General features: G+C 62.6%; 19 protein-coding genes. 11 read left to right on the plus strand and 8 right to left on the minus strand.

The features are described 5' to 3' along the window. Nucleotides 1-108 precede the first annotated feature (108 nt). Together KIP88_RS25235 and KIP88_RS25240 are read right to left on the minus strand one after the other, a co-directional pair. Nucleotides 109-1,386, minus strand: coding sequence for an ArgE/DapE family deacylase (locus tag KIP88_RS25235; protein ID WP_214490742.1), 1,278 nt, complete (start codon nt 1,384-1,386; stop codon nt 109-111). 48 nt (nt 1,387-1,434) lie between these two features. Beyond that, a complete protein-coding gene (locus KIP88_RS25240; RefSeq protein WP_214490904.1) occupies nt 1,435-2,187 on the minus strand; it encodes a pyridoxamine 5'-phosphate oxidase family protein in 753 nt (250 codons plus the stop codon). 49 nt (nt 2,188-2,236) lie between these two features. Here KIP88_RS25240 and KIP88_RS25245 point away from each other — a divergent pair, with 49 nt between their 5' ends. The 3 genes from KIP88_RS25245 to KIP88_RS25255 all read left to right on the plus strand — a co-directional run bounded on the left by KIP88_RS25245 (nt 2,237) and on the right by KIP88_RS25255 (nt 4,257). Then, nucleotides 2,237-3,754 carry a PLP-dependent aminotransferase family protein gene (locus KIP88_RS25245; protein WP_214490743.1) on the plus strand — a complete coding sequence of 506 codons (1,518 nt, stop codon included), beginning with the start codon at nt 2,237-2,239 and terminating at the stop codon, nt 3,752-3,754. An 81-nt stretch (nt 3,755-3,835) separates the two neighbouring features. After that, nucleotides 3,836-3,988, plus strand: coding sequence for a hypothetical protein (locus KIP88_RS25250; RefSeq protein ID WP_214490744.1), 153 nt, complete (start codon nt 3,836-3,838; stop codon nt 3,986-3,988). 14 nt (nt 3,989-4,002) lie between these two features. Beyond that, entirely contained in the window at nt 4,003-4,257 is a 255-nt protein-coding gene (locus KIP88_RS25255) for a DUF6719 family protein (RefSeq protein ID WP_214490905.1), read from the plus strand. 18 nt (nt 4,258-4,275) lie between these two features. Here KIP88_RS25255 and KIP88_RS25260 read toward each other — a convergent pair whose 3' ends face one another. The 4 genes from KIP88_RS25260 to KIP88_RS25275 all read right to left on the minus strand — a co-directional run bounded on the left by KIP88_RS25260 (nt 4,276) and on the right by KIP88_RS25275 (nt 6,695). Beyond that, a complete protein-coding gene (locus KIP88_RS25260; protein ID WP_214490745.1) occupies nt 4,276-4,725 on the minus strand; it encodes an ester cyclase in 450 nt (149 codons plus the stop codon). A 41-nt stretch (nt 4,726-4,766) separates the two neighbouring features. Further along, entirely contained in the window at nt 4,767-6,005 is a 1,239-nt protein-coding gene (locus KIP88_RS25265; RefSeq protein WP_214490746.1) for a serine hydrolase, read from the minus strand. Between the two features lie 85 nt (nt 6,006-6,090). Then, complete coding sequence (locus KIP88_RS25270) at nt 6,091-6,489, minus strand: hypothetical protein (protein ID WP_214490747.1); 399 nt, start codon at nt 6,487-6,489, stop codon at nt 6,091-6,093. Nucleotides 6,490-6,533: 44 nt separating this feature from the next. Continuing rightward, nucleotides 6,534-6,695: a hypothetical protein gene (locus tag KIP88_RS25275; RefSeq protein WP_214490748.1), complete on the minus strand. Its 162-nt coding sequence runs from the start codon at nt 6,693-6,695 to the stop codon at nt 6,534-6,536. 384 nt (nt 6,696-7,079) lie between these two features. Here KIP88_RS25275 and KIP88_RS25280 point away from each other — a divergent pair, with 384 nt between their 5' ends. Next, nucleotides 7,080-7,352: a hypothetical protein gene (locus KIP88_RS25280; protein ID WP_249791012.1), complete on the plus strand. Its 273-nt coding sequence runs from the start codon at nt 7,080-7,082 to the stop codon at nt 7,350-7,352. A 51-nt stretch (nt 7,353-7,403) separates the two neighbouring features. On the opposite strand, the gene KIP88_RS25285 is transcribed toward KIP88_RS25280, so the two are convergent. Beyond that, the gene (locus KIP88_RS25285) at nt 7,404-7,952 is read right to left on the minus strand and encodes a CreA family protein (protein ID WP_214490749.1); all 549 of its coding nucleotides are present in this window, start codon (nt 7,950-7,952) and stop codon (nt 7,404-7,406) included. A gap of 341 nt (nt 7,953-8,293) precedes the next feature. Here KIP88_RS25285 and KIP88_RS25290 point away from each other — a divergent pair, with 341 nt between their 5' ends. The 7 genes from KIP88_RS25290 (at nt 8,294) to KIP88_RS25320 (ending at nt 15,659) form a co-directional block, all read left to right on the plus strand. Further along, nucleotides 8,294-9,925, plus strand: a complete 1,632-nt coding sequence (locus tag KIP88_RS25290; protein ID WP_249791013.1) for a L,D-transpeptidase — start codon at nt 8,294-8,296, stop codon at nt 9,923-9,925. A gap of 82 nt (nt 9,926-10,007) precedes the next feature. Further along, nucleotides 10,008-10,598 (plus strand): glutathione peroxidase, encoded by a 591-nt coding sequence (locus tag KIP88_RS25295; RefSeq protein ID WP_214490751.1) that lies wholly within the window; start codon nt 10,008-10,010, stop codon nt 10,596-10,598. A 197-nt stretch (nt 10,599-10,795) separates the two neighbouring features. Next, complete coding sequence (locus KIP88_RS25300) at nt 10,796-11,740, plus strand: polysaccharide deacetylase family protein (protein WP_214490752.1); 945 nt, start codon at nt 10,796-10,798, stop codon at nt 11,738-11,740. Nucleotides 11,741-11,806: 66 nt separating this feature from the next. Next, the gene (locus tag KIP88_RS25305; protein ID WP_214490907.1) at nt 11,807-12,316 is read left to right on the plus strand and encodes a dihydrofolate reductase; all 510 of its coding nucleotides are present in this window, start codon (nt 11,807-11,809) and stop codon (nt 12,314-12,316) included. Between the two features lie 145 nt (nt 12,317-12,461). Beyond that, the gene (locus KIP88_RS25310) at nt 12,462-13,583 is read left to right on the plus strand and encodes a TRAP transporter substrate-binding protein (RefSeq protein WP_214490753.1); all 1,122 of its coding nucleotides are present in this window, start codon (nt 12,462-12,464) and stop codon (nt 13,581-13,583) included. Between the two features lie 67 nt (nt 13,584-13,650). Then, nucleotides 13,651-14,244, plus strand: a complete 594-nt coding sequence (locus tag KIP88_RS25315; RefSeq protein WP_214490754.1) for a TRAP transporter small permease subunit — start codon at nt 13,651-13,653, stop codon at nt 14,242-14,244. Beyond that, complete coding sequence (locus tag KIP88_RS25320; RefSeq protein ID WP_214490755.1) at nt 14,241-15,659, plus strand: TRAP transporter large permease subunit; 1,419 nt, start codon at nt 14,241-14,243, stop codon at nt 15,657-15,659. Before KIP88_RS25315 ends, KIP88_RS25320 begins: the two co-directional genes overlap by 4 nt. Before the next feature lie 27 nt (nt 15,660-15,686). On the opposite strand, the gene KIP88_RS25325 is transcribed toward KIP88_RS25320, so the two are convergent. Next, the gene (locus KIP88_RS25325) at nt 15,687-16,139 is read right to left on the minus strand and encodes a DoxX family protein (protein ID WP_214490756.1); all 453 of its coding nucleotides are present in this window, start codon (nt 16,137-16,139) and stop codon (nt 15,687-15,689) included. Between the last annotated feature and the right edge of the window lie 256 nt (nt 16,140-16,395).

A 16,395-nucleotide genomic window follows, 5' to 3' on the forward strand; every position in this document is an offset into this window, starting at 1 on the left:
TCTGTCCGCGTACGCCGAAGGATGGATTGCTTCGTCGCTTTGCTCCCTTGCGCAAAAGCTTCGCGTTTGTCGCAGGCAATGACGTGGTGAGGCCGGCGCTCCACTCGCTCAGATTTTCTCCACCCCGCACCATTCCGCGATGAACAGCGCGGTGGCCTTGGTCGACTTCCGCAGCGACTCCAGATCGACATATTCGTTGAAGCCGTGCATCGCCGCGCCCGTCGCGCCGAAGCACAGGCTCGGGATGTTGTAGTTCAACCCGTAGAACCGCGTATCGGTCAGTGCGGTGAACGCCCGGTCCGGCACCGTGCCGCCATAGACAGTGCCAAACGCCTTTGCAAAAGCGGCTTCCGGTTCGGCAGAATTCGTGAGCTCATAGCCTTCCGACAGGAAGCCCGACCACTCGACCTGCGGCGGATTGTTGGACAAGAAGCGATGATCGCGCGCCGCGGCCGAGACGCAGGCCAATATCTCCTTCTGGCATTCGGCGATCGACCAGCCCGGCAGCACCGCAATCCGGCAATCGACGTCGCACCAGGCCGGCACGCTGGAGGCCCAGTCGCCGCCCTTGATGATGCCGGGATTGAAGTTGAGCGGATGGGCGACCGCCTTGAAGTGACGGTCCGCCTTGGCGCGCTCGTTCCAGTCGGCCTCGAGCTTCTGCAGCGAATGGATCAGATGATACGCCGCCATGATCGCGTTGGCGCCCGCGCCGGCCTCGAACACATGCACGGGAAAGCCGCGCACCTTCAGGCGAAACCAGATCACGCCGACCTGCGAGCGCACCATCGTCTCACCGGTCGGCTCCGGGATGAAGCAGGCGTCCGCCCGATAGCCGCGCTGCAAGGTCGAGAGCGCGCCGACGCCGGTCGACTCTTCCTCGATCACGGACTGGAAGTGAATGCGCGCCGTGGGCTTCAGGCCTGCGGCCTTGATCGCATCCAGCGCATAGAGCGCGCCGATGGTTCCGGATTTCATGTCGCAAGCGCCGCGGCCATACATCTTGCCGTCTTTCACGACGGGAGCGAACGGGGGCGTCTCCCACATGTCGAGGGGGCCCGCCGGAACGACGTCACAGTGGCCCTGCAGGATCAGCGATCTGCCCGCGTTGTTCGAGGGACGGTAAGTGCCGACCACCGTGCGCGCCCGGGAGAAATCATGCTCGATCGGCCCGAAGCCGCGCAGGTCCTTCAAATCCTCGACGTCGATATGCCAATCGTCGACCTCATAGCCGCGCTGGCGCAGGAGGTCGCCGATCATGTCCTGGCACGGCCCTTCGGCGCCGCGGGTCGATGGGATAGCGACGAAATCCCGTGTCGTTGCCAGTTGCGCATCAAAGCCGGCATCGACGGCGTCGAGGATTTTCTGTTGCGTGTCGGTCGTCATGCGGCGGGCTCCAGTCGAGAATTCAAAGGAGCGCGCACCCTACCTATCTCAGCCGCCCGCGTAATGCGCAAAATGCGCATCCCGCAATGCATCTTCGAGCAGGCGGCCTTCCGAATAGCCACCAAGCGACGCCGGCCGCTCGACGCCATCGAGAAGCCGCGGACACGGTTCCGGCGCGCCCAGCACGGTGCGCACCGGAATGCGCTCGGCATAGATGGGCAATGCATAGTCCTCCTCGTCGTCACCAACGCCCTTGGCGCGAATTTTGGCGGAAGCCTCTTCGATCTCCATCGCGATGACGGATGTGGCCTTGATCTCCTGCGCGGTACTCTGCCGCAGACTCGCAGTGCGATCGGGGAAGAAGCGGTCGACCATGGCAACCAGCGCGCGCTCCTTCTCGGCGGGAGAGTCGATGAGATAGGCAGTACCGAACGCCATCACGGCGCGATAATCGGCCGAGTGATTGAAGCCGCATCTTGCCAGCACCAGGCTGTCGAGATGCGCGACCGTGAGACATGCGCGTTGACCGTCAGACTGGTTGCGCAGCATGCGGCTCGCGCTGCTGCCATGCCAATACAGCGTGTTTCCTTCCCGCCAGAAGAAAGTCGGCGTGCAGTAGGGCTGGCCGTCGACCACGTAGGAAACGTGACAGAGCATCGAGGCATCAAGCAGGCCGTAAATCTTCGCCCGATCATAGGAGCCACGCTCGTGCATGCGCTTGACCCGATTGCGCGGCGACAGCGGATAGGAAGTGGTGGTCTCGCCCTGGATCGTCACGGCAGCTCCTTGCGGTATTGGCATGGTGGAACCAGTTGTACCGGCGAATTTGGTCTGCGATAGTGCCAATTCCATGCGAAAAATTCCGACCAATTTCCTTGCCAATTCCCCTGCGACGCGGCGCAAGGCCGAGCTTCCGCTCGACCTTGACGGGCCCCACGTGACGGCGGATGCCTCCTCGCAGCACCGGCTCTATCAGGCGCTCTGCCACGCCATCACAGGCGGAATTGCAAAGCCGGGCGAGCCGCTGCCGCCGCAGCGAACGCTGGCAAAGCAGACGGGTTTTCGCCGCAACGCCGTCACCTCGGCCTATGAGCGGCTGATCGCGGACGGGTTTGCCGTGGCCACCGTCGGCTCCGGCACCTTCGTCGCCGCACGCATCCCGGCCCGCGCCAGCGACACGCGCAAAACCAGGATCGCGATCGAGGCGCCGCAGCAAGGCGCGCTGGCGCTCGGCTGCACGCATATCGATGAAAGGGCGCTGCAGCGCTTCAGGTCTTTTGCCGGCCGGCGCATGCGCGCCTTCGGCGCCGAGCACCTGCAATACGGCGACCCCAGGGGCAGCCGCGAGCTGCGCGCCGCGATTGCCGATCATTTGTTGTCGGCGCGCGGGCTGCGCTGCGATCCGGACCAGATCATGCTGGCGTCGGGAACGCAGCACGCATTGCGGATCGTGCTGGGCGCGATCCTCAAGCCCGGCGATCAAATCTGGTGCGAAGATCCCGGCTATCCCGCGGCGCGAAGAGCGATCGGGCACTATGGCCTGCGCCCCGTCTCCGTGCCGGTCGACGGATCAGGCATGATCGTGGCCAGGGGCCGCGCTCTCGCGCCGGCGGCGGGAGCGGCCTATGTGACACCGTCGCACCAGTTTCCGCTGGGCGTGCAGATGTCGATGCCGCGGCGGCTGGAATTGCTCGACTGGGCAAGGGAGGCGAGCGCCTTCGTGATCGAGGACGATTACGACAGCGAATTTCGATATGACGGTGCGCCATTGCTGTCGCTCGCCGGCATCGATCACCTCTCGCGCGTCATCTACATGGGCACGTTTGCAAAGACGCTGTTTCCCGGATTGCGCATCGGCTACTGCGCGCTGCCGGAGCGGCTGGTCGGACCGGTGACGACGGCCCGCGCCGCGCTCGACCGCTTTCCCGGCACGCTGCTCGAAGGCGCGGTGGCGGACATGCTCAATTCCGGCGCGTTCGCGGCAAATCTGCGCAAGGTGCGCGGGATCTATCGCGAAGCGCGCGACGTGCTGGCTTCGACCTTGTCGGCGGCATCGGAGGGGCTTCTATCGGTGCCGGTGCCCTCGCAGGGCCTGCATCTGGTCGCGCGGTTCGATCCATCGACCGATCCGCAGGTTGCCGCCAACGCAAAGACGAAGGCCGGCGTCGCGGGCTGGCTCCTGGCGGAAACCTATTTTCGTGTGCGCCCGCTGCCGGGATTCGTCCTCGGCTTTGCCGGCCACCCCCTGCCGCAACTGATCGCATCGGCCGAACGGCTGGCGAAGGCGTCGCTGGCCGCCTTGCCGATAAGTGGCAAACCGAACAAGGGTGGAACCGGCAAGATCAAACGGCCGAAGACCGCGACCTGACCGCACTCGTCGGCCATCGCCCTATCAGAATCGCCGCCGCGTCACTAAGCTCGCCGTCCATCATTATGACGGAACCACCGGATGCCCGGCAATCGCAACGTCCTCTATCTCATTATCGGCGTGTTGATCGTCGCGATCAGTGTGCTCGGCTACAATCTCTATCAAGCCAAAAAGGAGCCCGAGGGCCTGCAGATCAATGTCGGGCCCGATGGGCTGAAGATCAAGACCAAGTGAGCGAGGCCGGAATGATGACGACAAAGGCTGCCCGATGTCTTGCCCTGCCCGCCGGCCTTGCACTGTGGCTGCTCACGAGCCCCGCCCTCGCCCAGGTGTTCTCGCGCGAACAGGATATCGTCGACCTGCGTCTCGGCCAGCGCGCCCTCGTCGACGACGGATCCTGCCCCGCCGGACAAATCAAGGAAGTCATGGGCTCGCAAATGACTGAGACCGGCGTGCTGCGCACCCGGAAATGCATTCAGCGACTGGGGACGAAGAGACGATAGCGGCGATTCTCCTTAGCGCTAGAACATGCCGTTGGTATTGGCGGCCTTCTCCGGAATCTCCTGCACGACGTCCCAGTGTTCGACAATCTTGCCGTTCTCGAGCCTGAAGATGTCAACGATAGCGCGGCCGCGCGTGCCCTTCTCGCGTACGCTATGGACGTGGACAATCACGTAATCGCCGTCCGCAAAAGCGCGCTTGATCTCGCTCCGCGAGTCCGGGAATTTCTCCCGCAGGAAGCCGAGGAAGGCCTTGAAGCCTTCGATACCGTCCGGCGCGGTCGGGTTGTGCTGGATATAGTGCGGCCCGAAAAACTTCGCCGCGGCGTCGAAATCCTTCCGGTTGAGCGCCGCATCGTAGAATTCGAGCACGGCCTTCTTGTTGGCTTCCTGCGTCGCCGTGTCGGCGGCGGATGCCGGAGATATGGCCAGCGACAACAGGCCGATCAGGCCGATGAGAAGAGATCGCATGACTGCTCCTTTGTGCAACCGGTATCGATGCCGAACCAATCCTACCAGCTTCCGTATCGGCCGACGACCCCGCGCCACAGCGCATCGCGTTCGCGCGCGAGCGGCTCCTTGCCGACGCTGGCATTCTTCGCCGCCGCGGTAATGACCATCACCAGCTTGAGTTCGGGATCGACGAAGATCGACTGCCCGTAGACGCCGAGCAGCGCGAACCGCCGCTTCTCGCCCGGAAACAACCAGAACTGGTAGCCATAGCCGAAATAGGGCGTCGCCTTGCGCGGCGCGAACGCCTCCGGCTGGCGGTGCCAGTCGGTCGCATCGAGCAGATAGTCCTTCGGCAAGATCTGCCTGCCGCCCAAGGCGCCGTCGTTGGCCAGCAGGATTCCAAGGCGGCCATAGTCGCGCAGGACCGCATTGAAACTCCCCGAGCCGACTTCGGTGCCATCCTTTGTCCTGATCCAGGTCGCATCGGCCTCCGCGCCCATCGGCTGCCACAGGCGCGTCGTCAGATATTCGCTCACCGAGGTGCCGGTCACCGCGCGCAGCAACAGCGTCAGAGCCACGGTCTGGTTGGACGCATAGTGAAAGCGCGTCCCCTGCTCGTCCTCGCGCGTCGTGAACGCGCGCAGCGCCGCGACCGAATCCTGCGTGAGGCGGATCCTGTTGAATTTCGTCAGATCGTCCTTGCCGTCATAGACTTCCTGAAACGGCACGCCGGACGCCATCCGAAGCATGTTGCGGATCGTCGTCTCGCCATAGGGATTGCCGGCAAGGCCGGGCACATATCTGGCGATGGTATCGTCAAGCGAAGCGATCTTCTTTTCGGCCAGCGCCATCCCGACGGTGATGCTGACAATGGACTTCGCCATCGAATGCGAAACGAAGCGATGTTCGGCATTGCGATTGTACTGATAGCGTTCAGTCAGCACCTCGCCGTCCCGGATGAGAAGGAAGCCGGTCACGCGTTGATGGTTGAGAAAATCATCGAGGGTGCGGGTCTGCTGTTCGAACCGATACTCGATCCTGGGCTCGGTGGAAATTTTCGGCAGTGGCCGCGGAGACACCGCCTTCTTCAGCATGTAGTGCTGCAGGATGCTGTCGAGGTGGCTGAACGATCCGACCCGGACGCTCTCGTCATAAAACCAGTTGGCGCGCGAGCCGATCGGATAGCCGGCCGCCTTCCCCAACAGGTCCTCGTCGGGTGCGGCGCCGGCTGGCAAGCCCAGCGCGACAAGCACCGCGCATGAGAGCAGGATTCGTCCCGGCTGCATTGGCTGGCTCACGCAGATCTTCGATCTGCCATTGCTTACAATGGCCGTTACCGGCGTGTCGAGCCTGCGGGGAATGTGGAGCTAAGCCGCGCCAACTTTACTGGTTCGTCGCCGGCTCGAACATGCATTGCAGCGTCGGCTTGGCGATCTTGGTGAAGGTCGGGCCGATCTCGGCTTGCTTTGACGGCGGCACCCACGCGGTCTCGATCGTCGGCACCCCGGTCTCGCTGATGCCGCGCAGCAGGGCTTCGCGCAGGTCGGCATCTTCCACCGTCGCGGCGGCGTAGTCGTGCAGACAGCCGCAAACCCTTTCGGGGTGCGCCCAGCGTCCGACCATATGGGGCATGCAGAGCCGCACGAACTCGCCGCGCGGATCAGGCATCTTGAAGAGAGAACGGAACGAAGTCTGCGGCGGCTGAAACTGGACCTGAGCCCGCGCAGCGCCGCCGAGAAGGACGGATGCCAGGATGGCGGCAGAACAGATGCGTACGAACATGCAGGGCCTTTATCGGCAATCTTTTTGCGAACGGTACGCGACGCTCACTTGGCGGCCAGAACCATCGGCAGGGGCGCCGGAGTCGCGACCGCCGAGCCGTTGTAGGCGAAGGTGCCGACGCCCGGCAGAGCTTGGTCCGACGAACCAGCCATCGAGGGACCAGCCAGGATGAAGGCGAAGGCGAGGATGAAGCTTGTGGTCCGCATCTGACTGTCTCCGGTTGTCCGTGGCCGGCAACGCCCGCCGTCTCGTTAACCACGTGATAGCCGTCGGCTGTTTCCGGACATCTGCGCCAAAAACGCAAAATGGTTTCATTGCGCAGGAGAATTGTTTCATCGGCTCTGTCGGACGAAACATTGGCCCGAAAAATTCAATGAATTCAGCCCCGACGCCGTCACTCCAGATGATCCGGCTGAACACTGAAAGCCGCCCGTTGGGGCCACTTTGGAACCTCTCCCATAGACGAGGACGGCCTCGTTCACTGGCTGATTGGATGAACCGAAGCCTCGTTCCGGCCGACTCAGTCGAACGCCGTGCAACTTTGCGCGTGCCTGTGCGTTGTGACCCCTCCTCAACAAAGGATAGCCGTCGTGGGTAGTGGCAACACCGATGTTGGCAGTGCAACCCCGACCCGCAAACCCGGCCAGCCCGAACTGCGGATCGATCCTTCCCTGAAGACAGAGCACCAAGGAACAACCCCAGCGCATCCTGCGAGCCCTTGTGGCGCGATGTCGCAACAGGGCAGCGAATTTCGCGGCAATGTATCGGCGCCGCAAAAATTCGTGCAGCTGGTCGGTTGCCGTGAGCGCAAGGCCGGACCCGGCCTGGAGGCCCGCCAATATTCCTATCCGGTCAAACGGTAAGCCCAAAACCCTCATCCCGGATCCGATCTCGGATCCCGGGTGACATTGGGCTTACTGGACGAATTCACCGCATTTCTGAACCGTGGCGTCGGCTGCCCCCCAGGGCATGATCGGCACCGAGGACGTCGAGTTTTTGGGTGAACCTTCGATCAGCCTGTCCGAATAGACCATGTAGACCAGCACGTTGCGTTTGGCATCGCAGCCGCGAACGATCTGCATCTTCTTGAAGAACAGCGAGCGGCGCTGCCGGAACATGTCGTCGCCCTGCTCAAACTTATGCTTGAACTTGATGGGCCCGATCTGGCGGCACGCCAGTGAGATGTCCGAGACCTCCTCGGCGAGGCCGAGCCAGCCCTTGAAGCCGCCCTTTTCCGGCACCGTGAAGTGACAGGCCACCCCCTCGACCTCGGGATCGTCGACGGCATAGGTCGCGAGCTTGTCGTTCGGGCTCAGCCACTTGAAGACCGTCGAGCGGCGAAAGATCAGGTCGGGTTCGTCCGCAGCCGACGCCGGCCCTGCCTGCCAGAGTACCAGCGCCAACACCCCCAAGGCCAGACTTCTCCACTTCTTGTCACGCTTAACGATGGCCTTGGATGTCATTGATATCTCCGCTGAAGGGCTCCCCGGCCTATGTAGTGGCAGAAAGCCGCACAGGAAGGCTCCGGGAGGTATTGGAGGGCCGTAGTGCTGCCTTATGGATGGCGTCAGATTGGGCAGGCGCCGTTTAACGGAATGTGAGGCTTTTTTGCTACGATTCGGGCGAAAAGCGCTGGAATTAGAAGGCCTACGCTGGTGAACGCTTTTCGTGTCTGCGACAACAAACGGATTAGCAGGACGGTAGATTCGAGTATCTGGATTTGAGGATTATGCGCGTGAGCGGGCATCGGTTTTTCAGTGCGAACGTTGCGGGCGCGACCATTTCGAAGCAGCGATTTTGGCAGATGGCGATGTTGACGGCGGCCGGTACCCTGGTCGCCACGCCCCAGGCAGATGCCGCCACCATGTTCTACTGGCAGGACTCCGATCCCGGCTACTACTACCGGCCGGCACCCGTGGCGCAGCCGCGCAAGCCGAAAGCCCGCCAGCCTTCCGCAAAGGCCGGAGCCGCCGTCAAGGAAACCAACGCCAAGCCGCAGGGACCGCTGATCATCGCGGTCTCGATCGAGCAGCAAAAGGTGCGCGTCTACGACGCCAACGGCTTGTTTGCCGAAAGCCCGGTGTCGACGGGCATGAAGGGTCATTCGACCCCGATGGGCGTGTTCAGCATCATCCAGAAGCACAAGATGCACCGCTCCAACATCTACAGCGGCGCGCCGATGCCTTACATGCAGCGCATTACCTGGTCGGGCGTTGCGATGCATGCCGGCGTGTTGCCCGGCTATCCGGCATCGCACGGCTGCATCCGCATGCCGACGGCGTTCGCCATGAAGATGTGGAACTGGACCAGGATGGGCGCGCGCGTCATCATCACGCCGGGCCAGATCACGCCTGCCAGATTCGCGCATCCATTGCTGGTGGCGCAGAAGGTCGTGCCGCAACCCCTCATCGCCAACGATCCGACGACCGACGCGCCCGCGGTGAAGAGCGACAAGGGCGCGGACGCAGGCAGCGCGACCAAACCTGCGAATTCGGAGGCGGGCCTCGACCTCCGATCGACCGTCGGGCACGCGGCGCCGTTACGCGAACAGACCCACACTGCGGATGCCAGCAGCGCGTTGCCGAAGGGCGTCGTGACCATGTCCGACGCAGCGCCGTCTGCGGCTACGATTCAGCCTGCCAGCGATACACCGGCCGCCGAAGTAAAATCGACTGAGGCCGAGGACAAGCCCGGCGATGCGAAGGTCGAAGTGAAGTCGGAAACAAAGTCCGACGAATTGAACACCGAGGCGCCCACCGCTGCGATCGCCAATACAGAGCCTGCCAAGACAGAGCCTACCAAGGCTGAAGCGCCGAAGGTCGAGGAGGCCAAGCCGTCTGAAACGAAGGCCACGGAATCCAAGTCCGCTGAAAAGCCCACCGAGCCCGTCAAGGCGGTCGGCGCTCCACCCGCCGATGCCAAGAAGGATCCGGCGCGTCTGCCCGGCGCGGAAAAGGCTGCCAAGGCAGACCCCCCCAGGCGTCCCGGCCAGATTGCTGTCTTCGTAAGCCGCAAGGATTCCAAGCTGTACGTTCGCGAGAACTTCAAGCCGCAGTTCGACGTTCCGGTAACCATCGCGCCGAGCGACCGGCCGCTGGGTACGCACGTCTTCACCGCCGAGGCGGACAAGAAAGACCCCAATCTGTTGCGCTGGTCAGTGATCTCTCTGCCGGTCACGGCCCGCAACGCCGCTCGCACCGAGGAGGACAGCCGCACAGCCGGCCGCCGCAAGATAGCCGCCCCTGCCGAGGCCAAGCCGTCGCCGGTGCCGAACAGCCCGGCCGAGGCGCTCGACCGCATCACGGTAGCGCCCGAGGCGATGGCGCGGATCGCCGAGGTGTTGGCCACCGGCGGCTCGATCATCGTGTCCGATCTCGGCGTCAACCAGGGCGGCGAAACCGGCGAAGGCACCGACTTCATCGTCCCGCTGCGGTAGATCCCATAACGGCTTGTTGAGGGGCCGCGGCCCCCGCGTTGCGCTATCCTTTGCACTGACGAACCGCAGCACGAGGCTTTTCATGATCGACCGCAGGAACGTGATATCAGCGGCGCTGGCCGCGATCGCAGCCGTCGCCTCGAACAGGAAATCCCTGGCGCAGGCCGGCATGAGCCGGATCACGGCCTACGCGTTTTCATTTCCGGGATTGGCCAGCGGCGATATCAGGCTTTCCGAATTTGCCGGCCGGCCGATTCTGATCGTCAACACCGCCTCGCTCTGCGGCTTCACCCCGCAATATGGCGGACTACAGGAATTGTGGACCGAGTTTCACGGCCGCGGCCTGATGATCATCGGCGTTCCCTCCAACGATTTCGGCGGCCAGGAGCCGGGCGGCGCGACCGAAATTACCGCGACCGCGCAAAACCACCACGTCACCTTTCCGATCGCCGCCAAGGCCGTCGTCAAGGGAGCGAACGCGCATCCGTTCTACAAATGGGCGGCGGAGGCACGACCTAAGGATGTTCCACGCTGGAACTTCCACAAATACCTGATCGGCCGCGACGGCTATATCGCCGACGTCTTCCCGGAATCCGTCAACCCCGTGGATACACGGGTAAAGACCGCCATCGCGCGGGCACTGGCTCAAAGCGTTTCCGAGCGAAGTGGCTAGCGGTTCGCGTAGAGGAAACGCGTCAAAAAGAGCACAAGACTCCTGAATTAAGCGCCCGGTGACAATTCGGCTGGGCGCAACCGTTGCGTTGGCGCGGCTGCTCCAACTAGGTTACTATGTGCTTCGGGGAATGGAGGCAGACCGGATGACGGCAGAGCCGCGGACCGGGTGCGGGATTCAAATTTAAGGAAAACAAGATGCGTGTTGCGGCAGGGTTGATCTTTGCAGGCGCGGTTTCGCTGTTGGCATCAAGCGCGGCGTGGTCGCAGACGCCACCCGCCAAGGGCGCGGCCTCTCCGCCGCAGGCAGCACCTGCCCCCGCCCCGCCGCCGGCGCCGGTCTCGACCCGTCCGCCCTGCAACAATCCGAACGCGCTCGGCATCGGCCGCACCGTCGAGATCGACACGACCGGCGGTCCCGGTTTCGGTTTCGAACATTTCAAGGAACTCGACTTCCTGCGCGACAAGGAAGTGGTTCTGACCTTCGACGATGGTCCGTGGCCGGTGAACACGCCCGCGGTCTTGAAGGCGCTGGCGGAGGAATGCACCACCGGCATCTTCTTCCCGATCGGCAAGCACGCCACCTACTATCCCGAAATCCTCAAGCAGGTGATGGCGGCCGGCCATTCCATCGGGTCGCATACCTGGTCGCATGCCGCCCTCGTCAACAAGAAGCTGAACGAGCAGCAGCGCAAGGATGAAATCGAAAAAGGATTCAGCGCCGTGAAATGGGCGCTCGGAGGCAAGTCGCCAGCGCCGTTCTTCCGCTTCCCCGCGCTGCAACACCCGCCGGAGATGGTGACCTATCTCGGCGCCCGCAACATCGGCATCTTCTCCTGCGACCTCGATTCCTTCGACTTCAAGGCGAGCAAAGCGCAAACCATCGTCGACACCGTGATGCGTAAGGTCGAGAAGAACGGCAAGGGCATCCTCCTGATGCACGACTTCCAGAAGCATACCGCGGAAGCCTTGCCCGAGATCCTGAAGAAGCTGAAGGCCGGCGGCTACAAGGTGGTTGCGATGCGCGCCAAGACGCCGGTGCAGACCATCGCGCAATATGACGAAGACATCGTCAAGGACCTGAAGCTGCCGACCGTGAGCTCGCGCCCGGTTTCCAGCGTCGTTCAGACGATCTCGGAATAGCGCGGCGCGACACGCCCCGTGCCGGCGCTGCGCATCGAAGGTTATGTCATCGTCTCCGCGGACGGCATGCTGGCCGACGCGCGCAATGTCATGCCCGACGAATTGAAGTTCGAGGGCGACAAGGCGTTTTTCACCGCCGCCCTCGACCATGCCGATCTGATCCTGCACGGCCGCAATTCCTACGAAGACCAGCCGAACTCGCCGCTGCGCAGGCGCGTCATCCTGACGCGGACGGTCGACGCGATCGCGCCCGATCCGTCCAACCCGAAAGCCACGCTTTGGAATCCCGCGGGCGCGACCTTCGAAGCTGCCTGCGCGCATGTAGGCGTGCGTGACGGCGCGGTTGCGATCATCGGCGGCCCCGGCGTGTTCGGCATGTTCATGGACCGCTACGACGTGTTCTGGCTCTCGGTAGCGCCGCATGTTCGCCTGCCCGGCGGCGAGCCTTGCTTTCCCGGCGTCCCTGCCCGTACGCCGCAGGAAATCCTCGCCGCGCATGGACTGCGTGCCGGCGACGTGCAGACGCTTGATGCAGTGCAGGATGTCACCGTTACACCGTGGCGGCGCAGCGCCTAGAGCCCGGCCCTATTACGGCGTCATCCTTTCGTACAACCAGCCTCGCCGTAAGCCAGCCTTCGGCCAGAGATCGCTTGACAGCACGCGGGCGCGGTTCCACCCTGAAAAGAAAAAACATACACATCATCATCGGGAGGACCACAACATGTTGAGGTACGCTTCAACCATGGTTGCAGCGGTGACTCTTGGAATGGTCACCATCTTTGCTGCGCCGGTTCACGCTCAGACCACTGAAAAGCCGTTAGTGCTTAAGGGTCAGTCGACCCACCCCGCATCCTCGAACTTCCATCTCATCTTCAAACTATGGGCCGAGACCGTCGAAAAAATGACGGCCGGGCGTCTCAAGATCGAAACGCTTCCGGCGGGAGCGATCGTGCCCGCGTTCGAGGTTTTTGACGCGACTTCCAAGAACGTTCTCGACGTCGGCATGGGACCGTTCGGCTACATCCTCGGCCGCAACACCGCGACGATACCGATGTCGCATGGTCCGCTGTACGGCATGGACGGCTCGGACTACTGGGCCTGGTACTATGACGGCGGCGGCATGAAGCTGCTTGATGAATTCTATCGTGACGTCCTCAAGCTGAACGTCGTCGGCTTCCCGATCCCGACCGACTACCCGCAGGGAATGGGCTGGTTCAAGAAGGAGATCAACAGCCTCTCCGACCTCAAGGGCATGAAGTACCGGATCTACGGCATCGGTGCGGAAACCTACGGCCGGCTCGGCGTGTCGGTCGTCACCATTCCCGGCGGCGAGATCGTGCCGGCGATGGAGCGCGGCGTGATCGAGGGCGCCGAGTGGATCAACTGCGAGGAAGACAAGAAACTCGGTCTGCACCAGGTCGCCAAGCACTATTACACGCCGGGCATGCACGAGCCCGTCACCGGCGGCCAGTTGATGATCAATGGTGACGTCTGGAAGAAGCTCACTCCGGATTTGCAGGAGATCATCAAGGTGGCGAGCGTCTACGCCACGACCACGCGCAACTTCGCCTTCAATCGCGAGACGGCGCAAGCTTGCCAGGACCTGATCAAGATGGGCGTGCAGATGCATCGCACACCCGACGAGATCCTGAAGAACTTCCTCGACGAGTGGGAGAAGATCCAGGCCGAGCACGCGGCGAAGAATCCCTTCTACCGGAAAGTCATCGACAGCCAGAAGGCCTATGCCGAACAGATCGTGCCCTTCAAGCTGTCTTGGTTCCCGCCCTACAATTTTGCGGGCGAGTACTACTGGAAGAACAAAATCTACCTGACCAAGAAGTGATCTCTCTGTAACGGAGCTGCTGGCGTCCGAACCGCCGGACGCCAGCACTGTCTGATGAGGAGCGATCATGTCCGCGGACACCAGCAGTGCTTCAGTCGCCAGCAATCAGGGCGGCGAATTCCCGCGCGCTTTTTACCTGATCATACGTGCGATCGACCGCTTCACCGACGTGACCGGCAAGCTCATCGCCATGTCGATGTTGTTTCTGGTGGCGACGATCTCGTACGAGGTCGTCATGCGGTACGGGTTCGGCGCGCCGACCGTTTGGGTCTACGAATCGAGCTTCATGGTCAACGGCGCGGCCTTCATGCTCGGATCCGGATATGCGCTGCTGAAGGGCGCGCATGTCCGCACCGACATCTATTGGGAGAATTACTCGGAGCGGAAAAAGGGCATCGTCGACCTGATCTCCTACCTGATGTTTTTCTATCCGGCCATGATCACGTTCATGCTGATCAGCATCGACGACGCCTTGCACTCCTATGACACCGGTGAACGATCGCAGGAAAGCGTTTGGCGCGCGATCATGTGGCCGTTCCGGGCAACGATCCCGCTGGCGGCGCTTCTGCTCATGATCCAGGGCGTGTCCGAGGTCCTGAAGTGCTGGTACCAGGTCCAGTTCGGGCGCGAGTTCGAGCACAAGGAAAAGATCGAGATATGACGGGCCTCGAACTCCTCGGACTTTCCATGCTCCTCGTGATGCTGGGAGCGATCTTCATCGGCCTGCCGATCAGCTTCACACTGCTGTTTCTGGCGCTGATGTTTGGTTACGTCGGCATGGGAGAGCGCGTTTTCAACCTCGCCTACCTGCAGACCATCGGCCTGATGAAGCAGGACGAACTCGTCGCGGTGCCGATGTTCATTTTGATGGGCTTCGTCTGCGATCAGGCCGGACTCATGGAGCGACTGTTCAGGGCGTTCCGCGACCTGTTTGCGCCGCTCAATGGCGCGCTCTACGTGGTCGTCATCCTCACGGCGACGCTGTTCGGGATCGCCGCCGGAACCGTCGGCGCAACCGTCGCCCTGCTCGGCATCATGGCCGGGCCGATGATGATCCGCTCCGGTTATGATGTGCGCATGTCGGCCGGCGCGATCGCCGCCGGAGGCACGCTCGGCATCCTGATTCCGCCGTCCGTGATGCTGGTCGTGATGGCGCCGGTGCTCGATATTTCGATCATCGATCTCTATGCGGCGGCATTCGGTCCGGGCTTCCTGCTGTCCGCGATGTTCATCGCCTATACCTTGATCCGTTGTTATTTCAATCCGAAGCTCGGCCCGCCGGTACCGGTCGAGGAGCGCCCCGATTCGATGCGGATCGTGCTGTGGGAATGCCTGGTCGGCCTCGTGCCGGTGACCGTGCTGACGATCGTGACGCTCGGCGCCATCCTCGCCGGAATCACCACGGCTGCGGAGGCCGCCGCGTTCGGTGCCTTGGGAGCGATCCTGCTCGTTGTGGCCTACGGCCGCTTCACATGGAAGGGCTTGCTGGACGCCTGCTACGCCACGCTGGCGACGACCAGCATGGTGCTGTTGCTTGCGGTCGCCTCCAACGTATTCGGCGCCGTCTTCTCATGGCTGGGTACCGCGACCTGGATGACCAAGGCCTTGCTGGCCTCGCCGCTGCCGCCCTGGGGCACGATGTCCATGCTCCTGACCCTGATCTTCCTGCTCGGCTGGCCGTTCGAATGGCCGGCCATCGTCTTCATCTTCCTGCCGATGCTGGCGCCCGTGGCCAAGGGCCTCGGCTACGACATGGTCTGGTTCGGCTGCATCGTCGCGGTCGTGCTGCAAACCGCCTTCCTGTCTCCGCCGGTCGCCATGTCGGCCTATTATCTCAAACAGGTCGTCAAGGAATGGAACCTGCGGCTTATCTACCGCGGCATGGCCGACTTCATGGTGCTGCAGGTCGCTTGCGTGGCGCTGGTGCTGATCTTCCCCGCCATCGCGATGTGGTTCCCGCAATGGCTGCAGGCGCGCAGGATGGCGGCGCGGACCGCGCAGATCGAGTACGTCGCGCCGCCGCAGAACGCCGCGGTGGCATCGAACGAGCCACCCGCCATCATCAGGAATTTCTGACTTCGTCTGGAGTCGTAGATACCGGAACTACACGTCTCCGTAGGCCGGTTCATTCGGCCGTGGCCCGCGGCCGTAACCTGCGATCATGAACAGGGCGCCGATGAGCGACAGGTTCTTCAACGCCTCGATCAGCGTCTTGGCATTTTCGGGCGCCGGCTGGTTCCAGAAGTCGTGGAAGTAGAAGGTCGTCGCGATGACGAAGAAGATCAGCAGGATCGCGAAGAAGCGCGCCCCGAAATTCACCGCGATCATCAGGCCCGCGAGGATCTCGAAGCCGCCGACGCCCCACGCCAGCAGTTGCGGCGTCGGCATGCCCGTCATGGTTTCGAGCTGCGAGGTATAGGGCGCAAGCATCGACGGGATGGCCACCTTGGATGAGATGTAGTCCGCCGTCTGCTGAATCGCGAAGAGCTTGGTCGCTCCCGTGTACATGAAGAGGACGGCGAACAGGACTCGCCCGAAGGTAACTAACGCTGGCATGGGATCGGCCTCACTGAATGGCATGCAAGATAGCAGGCGGCGCGAAACGATTATGGGCGTTTCGCCTCCGCTTTTCAAACGCTCAAATCGAAACCATCCGCGCAGGAGCCTGCGCGGGGCCTAACCAGACCTTCTGATAGAAGCAGAACCAAGGCCCTTTTTTGGCCATAGCGTTTTCGAGCGCGGATACATTCGCACAGAGAAAACACGTCAAAACAAAAGACTAGAGCGGTTCTGATTCAATCGGAACCCCGCG

The organism is Bradyrhizobium sp. SRL28 (assembly GCF_018596315.1).
Taxonomy (GTDB): Bacteria; Pseudomonadota; Alphaproteobacteria; order Rhizobiales; family Xanthobacteraceae; genus Bradyrhizobium.

Excerpts from the sequence above, each read along its gene's own strand:
- KIP88_RS25305 (WP_214490907.1), top strand. The coding sequence starts at position 11,807 with ATGCTGGCCGACGCGCGCAATGTCATGCCCGACGAATTGAAGTTCGAG.
- KIP88_RS25285 (WP_214490749.1), bottom strand. The coding sequence starts at position 7,952 with ATGACATCCAAGGCCATCGTTAAGCGTGACAAGAAGTGGAGAAGTCTG.
- KIP88_RS25270 (WP_214490747.1), bottom strand. The coding sequence starts at position 6,489 with ATGTTCGTACGCATCTGTTCTGCCGCCATCCTGGCATCCGTCCTTCTC.
- KIP88_RS25325 (WP_214490756.1), bottom strand. The coding sequence starts at position 16,139 with ATGCCAGCGTTAGTTACCTTCGGGCGAGTCCTGTTCGCCGTCCTCTTC.
- KIP88_RS25235 (WP_214490742.1), bottom strand. The coding sequence starts at position 1,386 with ATGACGACCGACACGCAACAGAAAATCCTCGACGCCGTCGATGCCGGC.
- KIP88_RS25240 (WP_214490904.1), bottom strand. The coding sequence starts at position 2,187 with ATGCCAATACCGCAAGGAGCTGCCGTGACGATCCAGGGCGAGACCACC.
- KIP88_RS25295 (WP_214490751.1), top strand. The coding sequence starts at position 10,008 with ATGATCGACCGCAGGAACGTGATATCAGCGGCGCTGGCCGCGATCGCA.
- KIP88_RS25315 (WP_214490754.1), top strand. The coding sequence starts at position 13,651 with ATGTCCGCGGACACCAGCAGTGCTTCAGTCGCCAGCAATCAGGGCGGC.
- KIP88_RS25260 (WP_214490745.1), bottom strand. The coding sequence starts at position 4,725 with ATGCGATCTCTTCTCATCGGCCTGATCGGCCTGTTGTCGCTGGCCATA.
- KIP88_RS25250 (WP_214490744.1), top strand. The coding sequence starts at position 3,836 with ATGCCCGGCAATCGCAACGTCCTCTATCTCATTATCGGCGTGTTGATC.
- KIP88_RS25320 (WP_214490755.1), top strand. The coding sequence starts at position 14,241 with ATGACGGGCCTCGAACTCCTCGGACTTTCCATGCTCCTCGTGATGCTG.
- KIP88_RS25290 (WP_249791013.1), top strand. The coding sequence starts at position 8,294 with ATGGCGATGTTGACGGCGGCCGGTACCCTGGTCGCCACGCCCCAGGCA.
- KIP88_RS25255 (WP_214490905.1), top strand. The coding sequence starts at position 4,003 with ATGACGACAAAGGCTGCCCGATGTCTTGCCCTGCCCGCCGGCCTTGCA.
- KIP88_RS25310 (WP_214490753.1), top strand. The coding sequence starts at position 12,462 with ATGTTGAGGTACGCTTCAACCATGGTTGCAGCGGTGACTCTTGGAATG.
- KIP88_RS25275 (WP_214490748.1), bottom strand. The coding sequence starts at position 6,695 with ATGCGGACCACAAGCTTCATCCTCGCCTTCGCCTTCATCCTGGCTGGT.
- KIP88_RS25300 (WP_214490752.1), top strand. The coding sequence starts at position 10,796 with ATGCGTGTTGCGGCAGGGTTGATCTTTGCAGGCGCGGTTTCGCTGTTG.
- KIP88_RS25245 (WP_214490743.1), top strand. The coding sequence starts at position 2,237 with ATGCGAAAAATTCCGACCAATTTCCTTGCCAATTCCCCTGCGACGCGG.